The sequence below is a fragment of the Arsukibacterium indicum genome, assembly GCF_019100565.1.
Lineage (GTDB): Bacteria > Pseudomonadota > Gammaproteobacteria > Enterobacterales > Alteromonadaceae > Alishewanella > Alishewanella indicum.
This window is the reverse complement of record NZ_JAHRID010000004.1, coordinates 52,260-67,842: the sequence shown is the minus strand read 5'-3', so window position 1 is coordinate 67,842 and position 15,583 is coordinate 52,260. Positions and strand designations below refer to the sequence as shown.

At 48.8% G+C, this 15,583-nt stretch carries 15 protein-coding genes; 6 read left to right on the top strand and 9 right to left on the bottom strand.

All coding sequences use genetic code 11. The features are described from left to right. Position 1: 1 nt before the first annotated feature. The 5 genes from fkpB to murJ are packed head-to-tail and all read right to left on the bottom strand — an operon-like array spanning position 2 to position 6,358. The gene (gene fkpB / locus KQY15_RS10090) at positions 2-439 is read right to left on the bottom strand and encodes an FKBP-type peptidyl-prolyl cis-trans isomerase (RefSeq protein ID WP_217669075.1); all 438 of its coding nucleotides are present in this window, start codon (positions 437-439) and stop codon (positions 2-4) included. Next, positions 436-927 carry a signal peptidase II gene (gene lspA, locus KQY15_RS10085; RefSeq protein ID WP_217669074.1) on the bottom strand — a complete coding sequence of 164 codons (492 nt, stop codon included), beginning with the start codon at positions 925-927 and terminating at the stop codon, positions 436-438. Before lspA ends, fkpB begins: the two co-directional genes overlap by 4 nt. Next, a complete protein-coding gene (gene ileS / locus KQY15_RS10080; protein WP_217669073.1) occupies positions 927-3,755 on the bottom strand; it encodes an isoleucine--tRNA ligase in 2,829 nt (942 codons plus the stop codon). Before ileS ends, lspA begins: the two co-directional genes overlap by 1 nt. A 23-nt stretch (positions 3,756-3,778) precedes the next feature. Further along, positions 3,779-4,729 (bottom strand): bifunctional riboflavin kinase/FAD synthetase, encoded by a 951-nt coding sequence (ribF, locus tag KQY15_RS10075; RefSeq protein ID WP_217669072.1) that lies wholly within the window; start codon positions 4,727-4,729, stop codon positions 3,779-3,781. A 54-nt stretch (positions 4,730-4,783) separates the two neighbouring features. Next, positions 4,784-6,358: a murein biosynthesis integral membrane protein MurJ gene (murJ, locus tag KQY15_RS10070; protein WP_217669071.1), complete on the bottom strand. Its 1,575-nt coding sequence runs from the start codon at positions 6,356-6,358 to the stop codon at positions 4,784-4,786. A gap of 175 nt (positions 6,359-6,533) precedes the next feature. Here murJ and rpsT point away from each other — a divergent pair, with 175 nt between their 5' ends. Beyond that, positions 6,534-6,803 carry a 30S ribosomal protein S20 gene (gene rpsT, locus KQY15_RS10065; protein WP_097111893.1) on the top strand — a complete coding sequence of 90 codons (270 nt, stop codon included), beginning with the start codon at positions 6,534-6,536 and terminating at the stop codon, positions 6,801-6,803. 61 nt (positions 6,804-6,864) lie between these two features. On the opposite strand, the gene KQY15_RS10060 is transcribed toward rpsT, so the two are convergent. Further along, entirely contained in the window at positions 6,865-7,164 is a 300-nt protein-coding gene (locus KQY15_RS10060) for an ArsR/SmtB family transcription factor (RefSeq protein ID WP_217669070.1), read from the bottom strand. Between the two features lie 125 nt (positions 7,165-7,289). Next, positions 7,290-7,667 (bottom strand): response regulator transcription factor, encoded by a 378-nt coding sequence (locus tag KQY15_RS10055; protein ID WP_217669069.1) that lies wholly within the window; start codon positions 7,665-7,667, stop codon positions 7,290-7,292. A 110-nt stretch (positions 7,668-7,777) separates the two neighbouring features. Here KQY15_RS10055 and KQY15_RS10050 point away from each other — a divergent pair, with 110 nt between their 5' ends. After that, positions 7,778-9,118 (top strand): M20/M25/M40 family metallo-hydrolase, encoded by a 1,341-nt coding sequence (locus KQY15_RS10050; protein WP_217669068.1) that lies wholly within the window; start codon positions 7,778-7,780, stop codon positions 9,116-9,118. Between the two features lie 11 nt (positions 9,119-9,129). Here KQY15_RS10050 and KQY15_RS10045 read toward each other — a convergent pair whose 3' ends face one another. Further along, positions 9,130-9,441: a hypothetical protein gene (locus tag KQY15_RS10045; protein ID WP_217669067.1), complete on the bottom strand. Its 312-nt coding sequence runs from the start codon at positions 9,439-9,441 to the stop codon at positions 9,130-9,132. A gap of 316 nt (positions 9,442-9,757) precedes the next feature. Here KQY15_RS10045 and KQY15_RS10040 point away from each other — a divergent pair, with 316 nt between their 5' ends. Both KQY15_RS10040 and smrA read left to right on the top strand, forming a co-directional pair. Beyond that, positions 9,758-10,081 (top strand): hypothetical protein, encoded by a 324-nt coding sequence (locus KQY15_RS10040; protein WP_254795632.1) that lies wholly within the window; start codon positions 9,758-9,760, stop codon positions 10,079-10,081. Positions 10,082-10,179: 98 nt separating this feature from the next. Further along, positions 10,180-10,755 carry a DNA endonuclease SmrA gene (smrA, locus tag KQY15_RS10035; protein WP_217669066.1) on the top strand — a complete coding sequence of 192 codons (576 nt, stop codon included), beginning with the start codon at positions 10,180-10,182 and terminating at the stop codon, positions 10,753-10,755. Positions 10,756-11,125: 370 nt separating this feature from the next. Here the strand turns inward: smrA and KQY15_RS10030 are convergent, their stop codons facing one another. Further along, positions 11,126-12,046, bottom strand: a complete 921-nt coding sequence (locus KQY15_RS10030) for a 2-hydroxyacid dehydrogenase (RefSeq protein ID WP_217669065.1) — start codon at positions 12,044-12,046, stop codon at positions 11,126-11,128. A gap of 176 nt (positions 12,047-12,222) precedes the next feature. Between KQY15_RS10030 and olsF the strand changes: the two genes are divergently transcribed. Together olsF and KQY15_RS10020 are read left to right on the top strand one after the other, a co-directional pair. Next, positions 12,223-13,962 carry a bifunctional ornithine lipid synthase OlsF gene (gene olsF, locus KQY15_RS10025; protein ID WP_217669064.1) on the top strand — a complete coding sequence of 580 codons (1,740 nt, stop codon included), beginning with the start codon at positions 12,223-12,225 and terminating at the stop codon, positions 13,960-13,962. Between the two features lie 115 nt (positions 13,963-14,077). Next, complete coding sequence (locus KQY15_RS10020; RefSeq protein ID WP_217669063.1) at positions 14,078-15,490, top strand: DUF3300 domain-containing protein; 1,413 nt, start codon at positions 14,078-14,080, stop codon at positions 15,488-15,490. Positions 15,491-15,583 lie beyond the last annotated feature (93 nt).

The following is a 15,583-nucleotide window of genomic DNA, read 5'->3' as shown; positions in this document are numbered from 1 at the left end:
TTCAGCTCACTTTTACTATTTCGACATTAAAAGTCAGGGTTTGCCCGGCCAATGGGTGGTTAAAATCGACCGTGACAGAATCGCCCACAACATCGCGTACCAAACCTGGCAACTCTGAGCCATCAGGCATGGTAAAACCAATAATACTGCCTACTTTTGCTGGCGCATCGCTGGAAAATTTACTGCGATCAACATAGTAAATATTATCTGGGTTTGGCATGCCATAGGCATCCTGCGGATCCAGGGTAAAGGTTTTTTTACTGCCTTCAGTCATCCCCATTAAATGGGCTTCGAAAGCAGGTGAAATACTGTTATCGCCCATTTGCAGCCTGGCTGGTTTATTATGCACCCGGGTACTCTCTGCTGCGCTACCGTCTGTCAGGGTAATATCAAAATGAAAAAGCACAGTACTGTTTGCGCCAATCTGAGCTTGTGTCATGTTTTAACCTCGGCTGAACTGCTGAAACTGTCCCAAATTAACAAGACTGCACCAATAAAAATAACCGAGTCTGCCAGATTAAATACCGGGTAACTCCAGCTTTTATAAAACACATGCAGCATGTCAATAACATAACCATATACCAAACGGTCAATCAGGTTGCCAATTGCTCCCGCCAGCACAAACGCCAGCGCCAGGCTTAGCTTAAGCTGTGCCCTGCCTACCCGGCTGAGCCAGATTGCAATAACACAACTTATTACCACAGCAATGCCGGTAAAAAACCAGCGTTGCCAGCCGCCGGCATTACTTAAAAAAGAGAAGGCTGCACCTCTGTTATAGACATGTGCCAGCTCAAACACCGGTAATAACGGGATGCTGCCCTGATAAGGAATTGCATGCAGCACCCATTGCTTTGATGCCTGATCCAGGACAATAAACAGTAAAATTAACCACCACCAGCGCCAGCCGGTTTCTTTAAATAACTGCATCAGGCAAATTTCCTTTGCTCACCGCTGCCCGCGACATTACTAACACAGCGTAAACAAATGCCCGGATGCGCCGCATCGGCGCCAACATCATGCCGATGGTGCCAGCAGCGCTCGCATTTTGCCGCAGCTGAAGCTGTTACCAGCACTTTTAAGCCGGCCAGTTCGGTGGCAACCGCCTCAGCAGGAGCCTTATCGCTGGTGACTTTTGCGGTGGAGGTAATTAACGCAAAGCGTAATTCATCTCCCAGCTTGCCGAGGGCCGCAGCCAGCTCCGGGCTGGCAAACAAGGTCACCTCAGCCTGAAGTGAGGCACCAATTTTGTCGTCGCGCCGTGCCGCTTCCAGCACTTTGTTTACTTCGTCACGTACCTGCAGCACCTGCTGCCAGTAGCTGTCGTCAAACTGCCCCGCCGGCACACTGGCTAAGGTGGCATACCACACCTCTGTAAACACATACTTACTGCGCTCACCAGGTAAGGCTTGCCAGATTTCCTGAGCCGTAAAGCTCATGATCGGCGCCATCCAGCGAACCATGGCTTCAGCAATATGATACAAAGCTGTCTGGCACGATTTACGGGCGACACTGTTCTGATGCGCGGTGTACTGGCGGTCTTTAATCACATCCAGATAAAAACTGCCCAGCTCAACCGTACAGAAATTCATCAGCTTCTGACTTACCTGATGAAACTGGTAATTGTCATACGCATCGACAATTTCCTGCTGCAATTTGGCAGCCCGGCTGACCATCCATAAATCCAGTTCCACCATCTCTTTGAACGGCACTAAGTCAGTTGCCGGATCAAAGCCGTTCAGATTCGCCAGCAAAAAGCGGGCAGTGTTACGAATGCGCCGGTATTTATCAGCCGCCCGGTTCAGAATCTCGTCAGATACTGTCATCTCAGAGGTATAGTCGGCGGTAGCCACCCATAACCGCAGAATATCTGCGCCCAGTTTATTCATTACGTCCTGCGGTGACACCACATTGCCTAACGATTTGGACATCTTGCGGCCTTCGCCGTCAACAGTAAAACCGTGAGTTAGTACCTGACGGTAAGGGGCATGCGTTTTGCTGGCAACACCGGTCATCAGTGACGACATAAACCAGCCGCGGTGCTGATCGGAGCCCTCAAGATATAAATCTGCCTGTTTGGCATGATTAAATTCAGGCCGTTGGTCAACCACGAAAGCATGGGTAACACCCGAGTCAAACCAGACATCAAGGGTATCGCTTACTTTGACATACTGCTCTGCATCGGCACCAAGCAAATCAGTGGCGTCCATATCAAACCAGGCCTGAATGCCACCCTGCTCTACCTTTTTTGCGACCTGCTCCAGCAGTGTCCGGGTTTGCGGATGCAGTGCTCCGGTATCTTTATCAACAAACAGCGCAATAGGAACGCCCCAGGTACGCTGGCGAGAGATACACCAGTCGGGACGGCCGGCAACCATTTTTTCAATCCGTTGCTGGCCCCAGTCCGGGATCCAGCGGGTATTGCTGATTTCAGCCAGTGATTGCTGGCGCAACCCCTGTTTATCCATACTAATAAACCACTGCGGCGTGGCCCGGAAAATAATTGGCGTTTTATGGCGCCAGCAATGCGGATAGCTGTGTTTGTAAGCTTTGTGCACCAGTAAAGCACCGGCGGCTTTTAATGCCTCAACCACACTGTCATTCGCTTTAAATACGTGTTGGCCGGCAAACAATGGTGTATCAGGCAAATAAACACCGTTGGCGCCAACCGGATTAGCGACTTCCAGACCATATTGTTTACCCACGACAAAGTCTTCCTGACCATGGCCCGGAGCCGTATGCACACAGCCGGTGCCTGATTCGGTTGTGACATGTTCACCCAAAATCACCGGTACACTGAAGTCATATAACGGATGACGTATTTGTACCAGTTCCAGTGCTTCGCCTTTGCAAAAACCCAATGCATGGTAGTGTTCAACATTGGCGCGGGCCATCACCTCGTTCACCAGATCGGTGGCAATAATTAACCGCTCCGGGCCATTAGGGCCCTGCTCCACCTGCACCAGGCTGTAATCCAGTTTTGCATTAACCGCTACCGCGCGGTTGGCCGGAATAGTCCAGGGCGTCGTTGTCCAGATAACCACTGATACGGGGCCCTGACCACGGTGTTGCTCAGGATGATCGAACTTATCCACCACCTGCTCATCTGCAACTGCAAACCGGACATCGATTGCCGGTGACACCTTGTCCTGGTACTCCACTTCCGCTTCAGCCAGCGCCGAACCACAGTCGGTACACCAATGCACTGGTTTGAATCCTTGCTGCAGATGGCCGTTGTCAATAATCTTTCCCAGCACCCGTATAATGTTAGCCTCAGAGCTGAAATCCATCGTCCGGTATGGGTTATCCCAGTCGCCCAGCACGCCTAAGCGGATAAAATCGGTTTTCTGCGCTTCAATCTGACTTTGTGCGTAATCACGACAATGCTGGCGAAACTCTGCTACTGTTAATTTGGTACCAGGCTTGCCGTATTTCTTTTCAACTACCAGCTCAATTGGTAAACCATGACAGTCCCAGCCCGGCACATAAGGAGCATCGAAGTCTGACAGCGTTTTTGCTTTAACAATAATGTCTTTCAGGATTTTATTAACAGCATGGCCAATGTGGATGTTGCCATTGGCGTAAGGAGGGCCGTCGTGCAAAATAAAGCTTTTCTTGCCTTTTTTGGCCGCACGGATCTGCTGATACAGACCATCCGCTGTCCATTGCGCCAGCATTTGCGGCTCGCGCTGGGCCAGATTGCCGCGCATTGCAAAGGCCGTTTCAGGCAAGTTAAGGGTATGCTTATAATCGCTCATCCGTTTTTATTCCGTTTTAAAAGTTAGCTTATGCTGCCGGCAGTTGGTGCCAGGCGACTAAAATACGTTTTGGCAGCATGCATATCTGCCGTTATTTGCTGTTGCAACTCGCCCAGATCAGCAAAGCGCTGTTCGCTTCGTAGTTTATGGCGCAAGGTTACCGCTATCTGTGTACCATACAAATCAGCTTTAAAATCAAACAGGTGCGCTTCCAGCTGTTCACGCTGGCCCTGCACTGTCGGGCGGTTACCAATATTTGCCACGCCCTGAAAGCAACCATATTGGGTTTCGGCAGTAATGGCGTAGACCCCGTGCACCGGCAACTTACGCCGGTATAACCAAACATTTGCCGTTGGAAAGCCCAAATCCCGCCCAAGCTTGCGGCCATGTCGCACCCGGCCTGTTAAACTGAAAGGCCGGCCAAGCATGGCTTCTGCTGCTGTCAAATCATCATGTTGCAGTGCCTGACGGATCAAGGTGCTGCTAACCCGTTGCTGTCCTAACATTAAGCTGGACGTGCTGGTCAAACCAAACTGATAACGCTCAGCAGCCAGTGCCAGCATGGCAAAATCGCCAGCACGGTTATTACCAAATTTAAAATCATCACCCACAATCAGTTGCTGAGCACCCAATTGTTTTAGCAACAGCTGCTCGATAAATAGCTCAGGCCGCATCGCAGCAAATTTTGGGTTAAAAGCAACGCAAAGTAAGCGGTCAATTCCCAGCCTGGCCAATTCATTATATTTTTCCCGAAAGCGACTTAACCGGGCTGGCGCCGCATGGCCTGCAAATAACTCTAATGGCTGCGGCTCAAACACCATGACACAAGAAGGTAAATTTAGGCGGGCAGCAATAGCCTGTACCTTATCCAGCACAGCCTGATGCCCCAGATGAACACCGTCAAAATTACCTATAGTCAACACACAGCCGTGATGCCTGGGTTGAATGTTGTGTAAGCCGCGAATTAACTCCATGCCTGCCTTAAGGTTGCTGCTACTGCTTTTAAACGCGGCATTATAACCACTAACTTAATTGCTTTCAGCAATAGTTTGCACTCGAAAGTGGGATAACCGCACCCCCAGTAACCATAGCATGACAAAATAGTTGACAATACCCAGCCCACATAAAAGCAACAGCCGGGTAACCTGCGCCCAGAAATCAAAGTTCAGCCAGGCTGTAAAAGGCGGACTAAGCCAGAACAAACTACCAGCCATTACAAGGCTGGCCAGAATTATTTTCGCCAGGAAAAACCAGGTATTCTTCCTGAAATGAAAAACGCCGGCCAATGCCAGACCGCGGTACAATAAAAACGCGTTTAAACTGGCCGACATTGCCGTAGCCAACGCCAAACCGACATAACTTAGCCAGGGCGCCAGCATCAGGTTAAACGCCATATTGGCAACCATGGCAATAATACCGATGCGTACCGGAGTTTTAATGTCCTGCCGGGCATAAAAACCAGGCGCCAGCACTTTTATCAGCATAAAGCTCAGTAGTCCCGTGGCATAAGCCATCAGGCTGTATGATACCATCAGCACGTCGTGCTGGCTGAACTCCCCGCGCATAAACAGCAGCATAATTATGGGCTGCGCCAGCACCATCAGCGCGGCCATCGCCGGCACGCCAAACATGGCAATAAAGCGGATTGCCCAATCCAGGGTATGGCGAAAGCTGGCGCTATTTGCCGTAGCGTGATGACGTGACAAATTAGGTAAAATAACAGTGGCAATGGCAATGCCAAACAATCCCAGCGGAAATTCAATTAACCGGTCAGAGTAATATAACCAGCTAACCGCGCCGGTCAGCAGGAAAGAGGCGATAACGGTATCCAGCAGCAAATTAATCTGACTTACCGATACCCCAAACAGCGCTGGCAGCATCAGGGTACGGATTTTTTTTACATCAGGGTCGCTCCAGCCCCATTTGGGCATAACCAGCAAACCGGCTTTTGCCAGAAATGGTAGTTGGAACAACAACTGTACCAAGCCTCCGGCGAACACCCCCCAGGCCAGCGCCATAGCTGGTTCATCAAGCTGAGGCGCCAGATACACTGCAGATCCAATAATCGCAATATTTAAAAACACCGGGGTAAACGCCGCCACAGCAAACTTATTATAAGTATTTAACACCGCACCGCTTAGTGCTACCAGGCTGATAAACCAAAGATAAGGAAAAGTAATTTTCAGCATCAGGCTGGCCAGCTCATATTTCTGGGCATCGGGGCCGTCATTTAACCACTCGATAAACCAGCCCATACCAAATAGCAACGCAATAACGGGCGAGGCAATCACGCCAAATAAGGTCACCAGGGTCACAATTACCCCAAGGGTACCGGAAACTTTAGCAATCAACGCTCTTACTGCATCATCACCATGCTGAGCTTTTACCTCGCTTAATACCGGGACAAAGGCTTGGGAAAAAGCGCCCTCAGCAAACAGGCGCCGTAAAAAGTTTGGGATCCGGTTAGCAAAAAAGAACACATCTGCCGCCGCTCCTGCGCCGACAAAATTTGCTACCACCACATCACGAATTAAGCCTAACACCCTTGAAATCAGTGTCATAGCACTGACAATTAAGCCAGATTTTAATAGTTTTCCTGACACCCGCTGCTCCTTTATTTGCGCCACAGCTATTTTGGCCCCTTATCGCTATCGATTACCAGTAGCTAAAACAATTTAATTCCGGCACTTTCATCGGAAAGCATTTGACAACGGGCCATTAAATAGGCATATTATGCGGCCTTTAAAGAGTCCGGTTTTAGTTTTTAGGAGTGTTACCTTGGCTAACATTAAGTCTGCTAAGAAGCGCGCAATTCAATCAGAAAAACGTCGTCAGCAAAACGCCAGTCAACGTTCTATGATGCGTACTTTCATCAAGAAAACCTACGCAGCGGTATTAACTGCTGACGTAACCGCTTCAACTGAAGCGTTCAACAACATGGTACCTGTAATTGATCGTATGGCGGCTAAAGGCCTTATCCATAAGAACAAAGCAGCACGTCATAAAGCCCGTTTAAATGCGCATGTTAAGGCATTAAAAGCTGCTTAATGAACAGTGACCCACAAAAAAGCCAGCGTAAGCTGGCTTTTTTGTGGGTGTTTAACATGTATCAGCTGCAATACAATTTGTGCATCAAAGCAATAAGTTGCTCAACTTCGTCACTGCTTAAGCGATAATATACGGTTTGCGCTACCTTACGGGTTTTAACCAGTTTATGGCGACGAAGTAATGCCAGATGCTGCGACAACGCCGACTGACTTAAGTCAAGCTTGTCATTAATATCCCCTACAGACATTTCACCTTCCAGCAAATGGCATAAAATTATTAAACGTCGTTCATTCGACACCGCTTTTAACAGTTTTACTGCTTGTGCTGAATTTTCCAGCATGTCATTTAAGTTCATTTTCATTTCTCTGGCTTTCTGAATTTGGCTGATTATTACCGATTAAACCAGAATGCGACAAGATAATCATTCTTATTTAACAAGATTAAACATTAAACGAACATTAAGTAAGCAAAAATCAGTATTCACCATTAATGCTGAAGTGACTGTACTAAATTACATATTCGTTTTGCCGAAAACGGCTTAACCACAAAGGCTTTAGCACCACCGGCAATCGCATCCTTTAGATTTTCGACACTGGAATAAGCAGACACCATAAACACCTTAGTTTGCTCATCCAATTGCTTGAAACGCTTTAATAGTACTTTACCGTTGATGTCTGGCAGCTGAATATCAAGAAAAACTAACTGAGGATGATAATGTGCAAACAATTGGTCAGCAGTGGCACCATCAGCTGCTTCGTATATCGTGGTAATGCCAAGTTGGGCCAGAATTTGCCGCAGATAGTCCCGAACAGAGCTGGTGTCGTCAACCAGTAGCGCTGATGTGTAAGTATGTTGAGCTTGCATCCGTGAAGCCTTGTCCTGAGCAAAATGCATTTCACCGCCCACTGCTAGGGCTGATATAAAAAGCATGCTAAAGTCCCGATAATGTAACAACACTAAGGCAGAATGAAAAGATGAAATTGTGGTTAACAACAATGATAGCGGCGACAACCATCGCCATCGGCCAGCCGGCTCAGGCCAGTAAACCAGAGTTAAATAATGATCTGGCCTACAAACTTGTAGAATCTCTTACCGTAGAAGTAGGTCCCCGACTGGCAGGCAGCGAGGCAGATGCCCGCGCCGTTGCGTGGGCAGAACAAAAGTTCAGGCAGCTCGGTTTTGATAAAGTATGGACTGAACCTTTTACCATGCAGTACTGGGAGCGGGGCAATGCCAGCCTGCGCGTTGAAGCACCATTTAATCAGGCCCTGGTGTTAACTGCGCTGGGTGGTTCGGTTGGCACACCTTTTGACGGCATTACCAGTCAGGTTGTTATGTTTGATAACCTGCAACAACTGCAACAAGCCAACCCGGCAGAAGTTAAAGACAAAATCGTATTTATCAACCAAACCCTACGTAAAGATATTCGCGGCAGCTTTTATGGTCAGGTAGTTGGAGCCCGGGCCCAGGGCGCGGTTGAAGCAGCCAAACTTGGTGCCAAAGCCATTATCATCCGCTCTGTAGGTACCAGCAACAACCGTTTTGCCCATACTGGCATTATGCGGTATTCAGAAGATGTGCCACGGATCCCGGCAGCAGCGATTTCAGTACCCGATGCAATGCAGCTCAGCAAAATGCTGGCAATTCATCCTGAAACCAACTTAAGCCTGCATATGAAAAATAACCTGCCGGGCGAAGTGACCAGTCACAACGTTATTGCCGAAATAACCGGTAGCAAGCGCCCGGATGAGATAGTGTTGATCGGCGCCCATATCGATTCATGGGATGAGGGTACCGGCGCACTGGATGACGGTGCCGGTGTGGGTCTGGTAATGGCAACCGCAGCCCTGCTTAAACAGCAAAAGCCAGAACGTACAATCCGGGTGGTACTATTTGGGAATGAAGAAGGGGGCCTTATCGGTGCCCGGGCCTACGCTGCACACCATGCGGCTGAGCTGAAGAACCATGTGTTTGCATCAGAATCAGATTTCGGTGCAGGCCGGATCTGGCGTTTTGATACCGGTTTTGGTGAGCAGGCCCTGGCATTTGCTGCTGAGCTTCAGCAGGATCTAAAACATCTTGGCATTGAAGCAGGAAGCAACACTGCGTCAGGCGGCCCTGATGTATCGGTATTAAAAGCACAGGGTGTGCCGGTTGCCAGCTTACAACAGGATGGTACGGACTATTTTGACTTTCACCATACTCCAAATGACACACTGGATAAAATTGATCCGGCAGCGTTGCAGCAAAACCTGAAGGCCTGGCTAATCATGACCAGTAAAATTGCTAACAGTAATGTCGATTTGAGAAAATGATAATAATGTAACTAGTTAAGCAGTGCCGGTCGATGCCGGCGCTGCATATTGCGGGTTAACCACAATTGCACCCCGACGATCAGCAAAATAACAGCTGATGGGTAATAGAACTGATTAAATGGCAAAATAAATATAGTGAGTGCTGTTACCAGGCAGACAAAAGGCAATAATTCATAACCCCAGAAAGGTACAGGGCCGTTTTTTCGCTCAGCAAAAACGTCATCCTCCCTGCGGTGTTCAGAGCGCACTATCCATACCAGAGCACCAGCTAGAAATAATAACGCCCCTGAAAATACACCAAGCACCGACGGTACTAAGATCATACTGGCAGTTCCGGCGAGCATGTAACTGTATGGTAAAGGTTCATATAACTTAGTTGGTAGCACGACATCACCCTCTAATATCAACCAAACAACACTATTAATTATAGAAGCTCGCAGACTCTTTGCTGTTTTTTTAACCCAAAATACCTGAGCTTTAATTATCAGATTAGCTTTTCTGAGAGAAAAGCCAGCATCAGTTGTTGATAATCAAGCGCTTAGCTTGATATGTTTAAACAAGCCAGCAGCAATCTATTATTAAAAGTAATGCTTAAACAGTAAAAATACTCAGTTGATGAAATGTTAGCCACTGAGCATAATGCGCGCCATTCTAGTAGCGGCATGGCGGTTCAGCGTGGAAAATCTGGTATACGACATTATCAGCTGGGTTGGTTTAACTATCTGTATTGGTGCTTTTTTTATTAAAGATGTGCTCTGGCTCAGATTAGCTACATTAATAGGTTGCAGCCTGCTGTTTGTCTATTACAGCCATATTGCTATCCCGCAGGGGGTCATTTCTAACCTGCTGGTGCTGCTGATAAACGCTTATTATTTAGTTAGATTTGCCAGTGCCCGCAGAAAAGCAATCAGCGACGGTAAAATATCTTCCCCGGCAAGCTCTGTTTTAACAACAGAGAATTAAGCGATAGCGGCCAGATGCTGCCCGGGCTTTTTTCATACCGGGTGGCACGCTATACTTAGCGGCTCTATGCACACTTTGGCGCAGTTGGAGCCGGCATAATGCAAGATAATGACCTTGACCTGTTTTTGCAGGAAATGACTGATGTTACACCGCTATCGCAAGATGAAGTGCGGCAGCAGACTGAATTCAGCCCAACCTTAGCCCAACAAGCCCGGCGCAAAGCGGCTGAGCAGGAGATGGAATACGATCCGAACTATCTGAGCATGGAGTATGTTGATTTAGTTAAACCGGATGATCCGTTTGCTTACTGCAAAGACGGAGTGCAACAGGGCGTATACCGAAATTTAAGGCTGGGAAAATATCAACTGGACGCTACCCTTAACTTGTTGGGTAAGTCGCTGACTGAAGCCAGAAGCCAGTTGTCACACTTTATCGATGACTGTCATCATCGCGGTATCCGCACGCTACTTATCCATCACGGCATGGGCCGCAACAGCAAGCCCCATCCGGCAATTTTGCGCAGCTATGTGTTTAAATGGCTGCCACAGTTACCCGCCGTTCTCGCCGCACATACCGCCCAACGACAGCATGGTGGTTACAGTGCGACCTATGTATTACTCCAGAAAAATGCTGAGCAAAAACGGCAGAATCGGGAGCGTCATACTAAGTCCTGAAGTGTCAGGGTAAACCTGAAGCATCAAGGGGTTAGCGTTTTTCACCAGTATATACTGGTTACAACACTAACCCCTTGATTTTTGGTCATTCCACTTGACCGAATTTTTTCCTGCAGCCGTAAGTTTAATTAACCTTTCAGATTAACCACCAGGCCGCTTCGGCTTTGGTCAGAAACGCCGACAGTGCCATCAGACACACAACAACGGCGATTGCAGTAAAGCCAAAACCACGACTGGACGCTTTACTCATAAAACATACCTCAATGACGCATTTTATTCTTTTTATTAAGATTTAAGTCTAAGTTACCTTAAACCGCTGCTGAGTGTAGTTAACTTGTAACATATTTACAATAACTGTGTTTTTATCCAGTTAATAGCCCCGTATGGTATCTACCGGGTTCAGCAGGCCGCTGCCTCGCAGGGCACGCTGGTAGTTTTCGACAATCTGCGCGACCACAGTACTGACATTGGTGACGGCAGAAACATGCGGGGTAATAAGTACAGCCGGATGCTGCCAGAACGGGCTGTCCTTGGGCAGTGGTTCCTGACAAAAAACATCGAGGCAGGCAGCCGCAAGCGGCCCGTCCTGAAGCGCAGTCAGCAACGCCGAGTCGTCGACAATAGCGCCCCGGGCAACATTTATAAAAATGGCACCGGGTTTTAGCGCCTGAAAAAACGCCTGATTTAACCGCTGCTCTGTTGCCGGCGTTAATGGTAACAGACAAATAATAACATCTGCCGCTGCCACCGCATGCTGTAACTGCTCTTCTCCGGCAAAACACCTTATATTTGCGAGGCTTTTGCCACTTCGCGCCCACCCGGCAACCTGATAGCCTGCTTTGTCAAAATGATTTGCAACCGCCCCACCCAGCTCACCCAGTCCCAGCACCGTAATACTGGTTAGCTTTCTGGGGCTTTTCGGGCGCCATAGCGATTGCTGTTGCTGACGGGTAAAAACATCCAGCTGTAACCGATAGTAACTGACTATGCCGTCAAGGTACCCGACCATTGCCTCTGTTAACGCAGGGTCAACAATTCTGCTTACGGGCAAGTCGGGTAAGGTGGGATCAGTCAGTATTGAATCGACACCGGCCCCAAAACACTGAATAGCTTTTAAATTAATTAAACCACTAAGACAACCATGCGGTTGTTTCCAGACGACCGCAAACTCAACGTCAGCAGGGTCATCCAGTTCAGGCCATATTTCAATCCGGGTGTCCGGCAACGCTTGCTGCAGCCGTTGTTGTAAGTCATCCAGTTTACGGTCTGGAATGATCAATGCAATGCTCATAGCTAATTCCGATTATGTCTCCGCTGGCATGTTATTCCAGAGTCTAACGCAAAACCTGCGCAGCTGGCGAATCCGGAAATATTCAGTAAATTGCCATAAAACTGTCGCCTTGCCGTCATATATCAGGTTTAGCCTGCAGCTACAGGCCAATTAGCCGGCAATATGCGGGAGCTGTTATGTTTAATGTCGAGCAGGTTATTCAGCAACAAATGCCCGGGATCAGCAGTAAACCCTGGTTGTATAAACCCGTTAAAGGCGCGTTAAGTTACTTACTGCATGAACAGGAGTTTGTTGCCTTCAGCCAGCAATATCCTCACCTGCAGGGGCTGGATTTTGTCGAGCAGGTACTGAATTATTTTAACTTCAGTTACAGTGCCCGCGATAACGAAATTGCCCGGATCCCAGCCAGTGGCAAAGTGGTTATTATTGCCAATCATCCTATTGGCTCACTGGACGGCCTGGCGCTGATTAAACTGATCAGCGAAATCAGGCCAGATGTAAAGATTATTGCAAATCAGTTATTAATGTCCGTAACAGCCCTGCACTGCCTGCTGCTACCGGTTAATAACATGGAAGGGGGCACAGAGCGAAACCGGCTGAGCGAAATCAGAAGACATTTACAACAGGACGGTGCCCTGGTGTTGTTTCCGGCCGGAGAGGTATCACGGCTTAAACCTAATGGTGTTAGGGATGGCAAGTGGCATAATGGCTTTCTGCGCTTTGCTACTGGCGCTAAAGCGCCTATTTTGCCGATCTACATTGACGGCAGAAACTCTGCATTGTTTTATGGCGCATCGATGCTTTATAAACCACTGGCAACCATGCTGCTGGTGCAGGAGATGTTTAAACAACAACGTAAAAACATCACAATGCGGATAGGCGAGCAGATCCCGTTCGACAGTTATGGCCAGTTGCCGCTGTCTACAAAAGAGCAGCTGAAATTATTTAAAAAGCACTTGTACCGGCTGGCAAAAGACAAGGCGCCACTACTTCGCACCCAAAGTACCATTGCCCATCCCGAGCTTCGCAGTGAATTAAAAGCAGATCTGACTCAATGTCAGCAGCTGGGCACCACCAGCGACGGCAAACTTATTTATTTGTACCACCACAAACAGAGCTCAGCACTGATGCGCGAAATTGGCCGGTTACGTGAACTGGCCTTTCGGGCCGTGGGCGAAGGTACCGGCAATAAACGTGATATCGATAAGTACGACAGTTATTATCATCATTTAATACTATGGGACCCGGCTGAGCTGGAAATGGTCGGTGCGTACCGGCTTGCGCCCAGTGGCGATATTATTCGCAGTAGCGGCGTGTCAGGTTTGTATACTGCCAGCTTGTTTCGGTACAACCAGACGATGCAACCCTATTTAGAGCAGGGTCTGGAATTAGGCCGCAGTTTTATTCAGCCGCGTTACTGGGGTAAACGCAGCCTTGATTATTTGTGGTATGGCATTGGCGCCTACTTACAACATAACCCGCAAATTCGCTATTTATTTGGCGCAGTAAGCATATCCGCCAGTTACCCGCAAACTGCCCGGGATTTACTGGTGTATTTTTATTCGCTGTATTTTGGCGCGGATCAGGTATTGCTGCAGGCAAACCAGCCTTATCTGCTATCTGATGAACAACGACACCATCTGCAGTCACAATTCAGCGGCACCGACTATACGGCCGACTTTACCCAGCTAAAACACCTGCTGGCTAATATGGGCCTTAGTGTTCCCACTTTATATAAGCAATACAGCGAACTGTGTCAGCCTGGCGGCGCGAGCTTCCTGGCATTCAGCACCGACCCGGCCTTTGCCGATTGTGTTGACGGCCTGGTGTTAGTTGATTTACAACAGTTAAAGCCGGCTAAACAAGCCCGTTATCTCACTCAGGCGGCAAGCAAACGCAACGTAAAGGCTGTGTAAAGATTAACCGAAGTTCAGTTAGTATTAAGTCTCAGCGGCCTATAACACCTATACTTTGTGTAAAATGTCGTCAATGTTGTTGGCGACAATACCGCCCACTGTGGAGGAAACCACTATGTATAGCACCAGTTTACGCTTAAAAGCCCTGTTACTGAGTGTGTTGCTGATCTTTAGCGTTAACGCAAAAGCCAGCGAGAGCATGTCTCAGGCAGAACTGGACCAGATTTTGGCACCGGTGGCCCTGTACCCGGATACCGTGCTGACTCATGTGCTGATCGCCTCAACCTATCCGTTGGAAGTTGTCCAGGCTGCCCGCTGGTCTGAACGCAACCCTGATCTGAGCGGTGACGCAGCCGTACAGGCCGTTGCCAGCGAGGACTGGGAACCAAGTGTCAAAGCATTGGTCGCCTTCCCTGATTTACTGAAACGGCTAAGTGATGATTTAAGCTGGACCCAGCAACTCGGTGAAATGTTTTTAACCGACGAAGCCGCCGTACTTGCCAGTATTCAGCAATTGCGGGAGCGGGCCTATCAACAAGGTTCGCTGGATAAAATGAAGCATTTAACCGTGCAGCGTGAGCGTGAAGTGATTATTATTGAACCACGCCGTCCGGAAGTTATATACGTACCGTACTATGATACCCGGGTAGTATACGGCAACTGGTGGTGGTCGGCTTACCCACCGGTATACTGGCATGCGCCGCGTGGTTTTTACGCCAGCAGTCATTTTTACTGGGGGCCGAGCTTCAGTGTGCGGCCATCATTTTACTTCAGTATTTTCGACTGGCACCATCGCCATATTGTAGTAAATCATCACTACTATCATAAACCGCCGCGTTACTATCCGCGTCGGAATAAGCACTATACCGACGCACGTCGCTGGCAGCATGACAGCTACCACAGACGCGGCGTGCACTACCGGCATGAAGTGTTGAACCGCGAGCATAATTTTGGTTATGCGCGTCAGTTGACCAAAGAGTACCGGGCCGAAACGGGAAAACGTCGCGAGCAGCAACATCGTAACCAGTTTAATGCCAATCAGCAAAGTCGCGAGCACAATGTAATGCAGCGTCGTACTGCGGAGCAGGTCAACTTACGTCAGGCACCTGCAATTACAACCAGCCGCCAGCTGAACAGTCAACAACGGGCGGAACGGGTAGAGCGAATTGAACAAATGGAGCGCACCCAGCGGCCACAGTTCAATAACCGTGAACAACAAACTAACCGGCAGCAACCGGCCAGAACTACAGTAAGCCGGCCGATGGAAACCAGCGGGTCAAAAACGGCTGAACGGCAGCAACTGGCGCGCCAGCAACAAGTAGGACAGGAACAACGGATCACACCAGTGCAGCCGCAACGTCAGGTACAACCGCAACGTCAGGTGCAACCACAACGTCAGGTGCAACCACAACGTCAGGTGCAACCGCAACGTCAGGTACAGCCGCAACGTCAGGTGCAACCGCAACGGCCAGCAGTCAGTACCAGCCGCGAGGTTCGCAGTAACCGTGATGCCCGTAGCATCCAGTAACTTGCCACGATAAATAAGCAATACTAAAAAACCAGGACAACAATGCCCTGGTTTTTTTGCGACTAAAGTTGGGGCTGGTACTGATCGCAGCGC

Excerpts from the sequence above, each read along its gene's own strand:
- fkpB (WP_217669075.1), bottom strand. The coding sequence starts at position 439 with ATGACACAAGCTCAGATTGGCGCAAACAGTACTGTGCTTTTTCATTTT.
- lspA (WP_217669074.1), bottom strand. The coding sequence starts at position 927 with ATGCAGTTATTTAAAGAAACCGGCTGGCGCTGGTGGTGGTTAATTTTA.
- ileS (WP_217669073.1), bottom strand. The coding sequence starts at position 3,755 with ATGAGCGATTATAAGCATACCCTTAACTTGCCTGAAACGGCCTTTGCA.
- ribF (WP_217669072.1), bottom strand. The coding sequence starts at position 4,729 with ATGGAGTTAATTCGCGGCTTACACAACATTCAACCCAGGCATCACGGC.
- KQY15_RS10060 (WP_217669070.1), bottom strand. The coding sequence starts at position 7,164 with ATGAAAATGAACTTAAATGACATGCTGGAAAATTCAGCACAAGCAGTA.
- KQY15_RS10055 (WP_217669069.1), bottom strand. The coding sequence starts at position 7,667 with ATGCAAGCTCAACATACTTACACATCAGCGCTACTGGTTGACGACACC.
- KQY15_RS10050 (WP_217669068.1), top strand. The coding sequence starts at position 7,778 with ATGAAATTGTGGTTAACAACAATGATAGCGGCGACAACCATCGCCATC.
- KQY15_RS10045 (WP_217669067.1), bottom strand. The coding sequence starts at position 9,441 with ATGATCTTAGTACCGTCGGTGCTTGGTGTATTTTCAGGGGCGTTATTA.
- KQY15_RS10040 (WP_254795632.1), top strand. The coding sequence starts at position 9,758 with ATGCGCGCCATTCTAGTAGCGGCATGGCGGTTCAGCGTGGAAAATCTG.
- smrA (WP_217669066.1), top strand. The coding sequence starts at position 10,180 with ATGCAAGATAATGACCTTGACCTGTTTTTGCAGGAAATGACTGATGTT.
- KQY15_RS10030 (WP_217669065.1), bottom strand. The coding sequence starts at position 12,046 with ATGAGCATTGCATTGATCATTCCAGACCGTAAACTGGATGACTTACAA.
- olsF (WP_217669064.1), top strand. The coding sequence starts at position 12,223 with ATGTTTAATGTCGAGCAGGTTATTCAGCAACAAATGCCCGGGATCAGC.
- KQY15_RS10020 (WP_217669063.1), top strand. The coding sequence starts at position 14,078 with ATGTATAGCACCAGTTTACGCTTAAAAGCCCTGTTACTGAGTGTGTTG.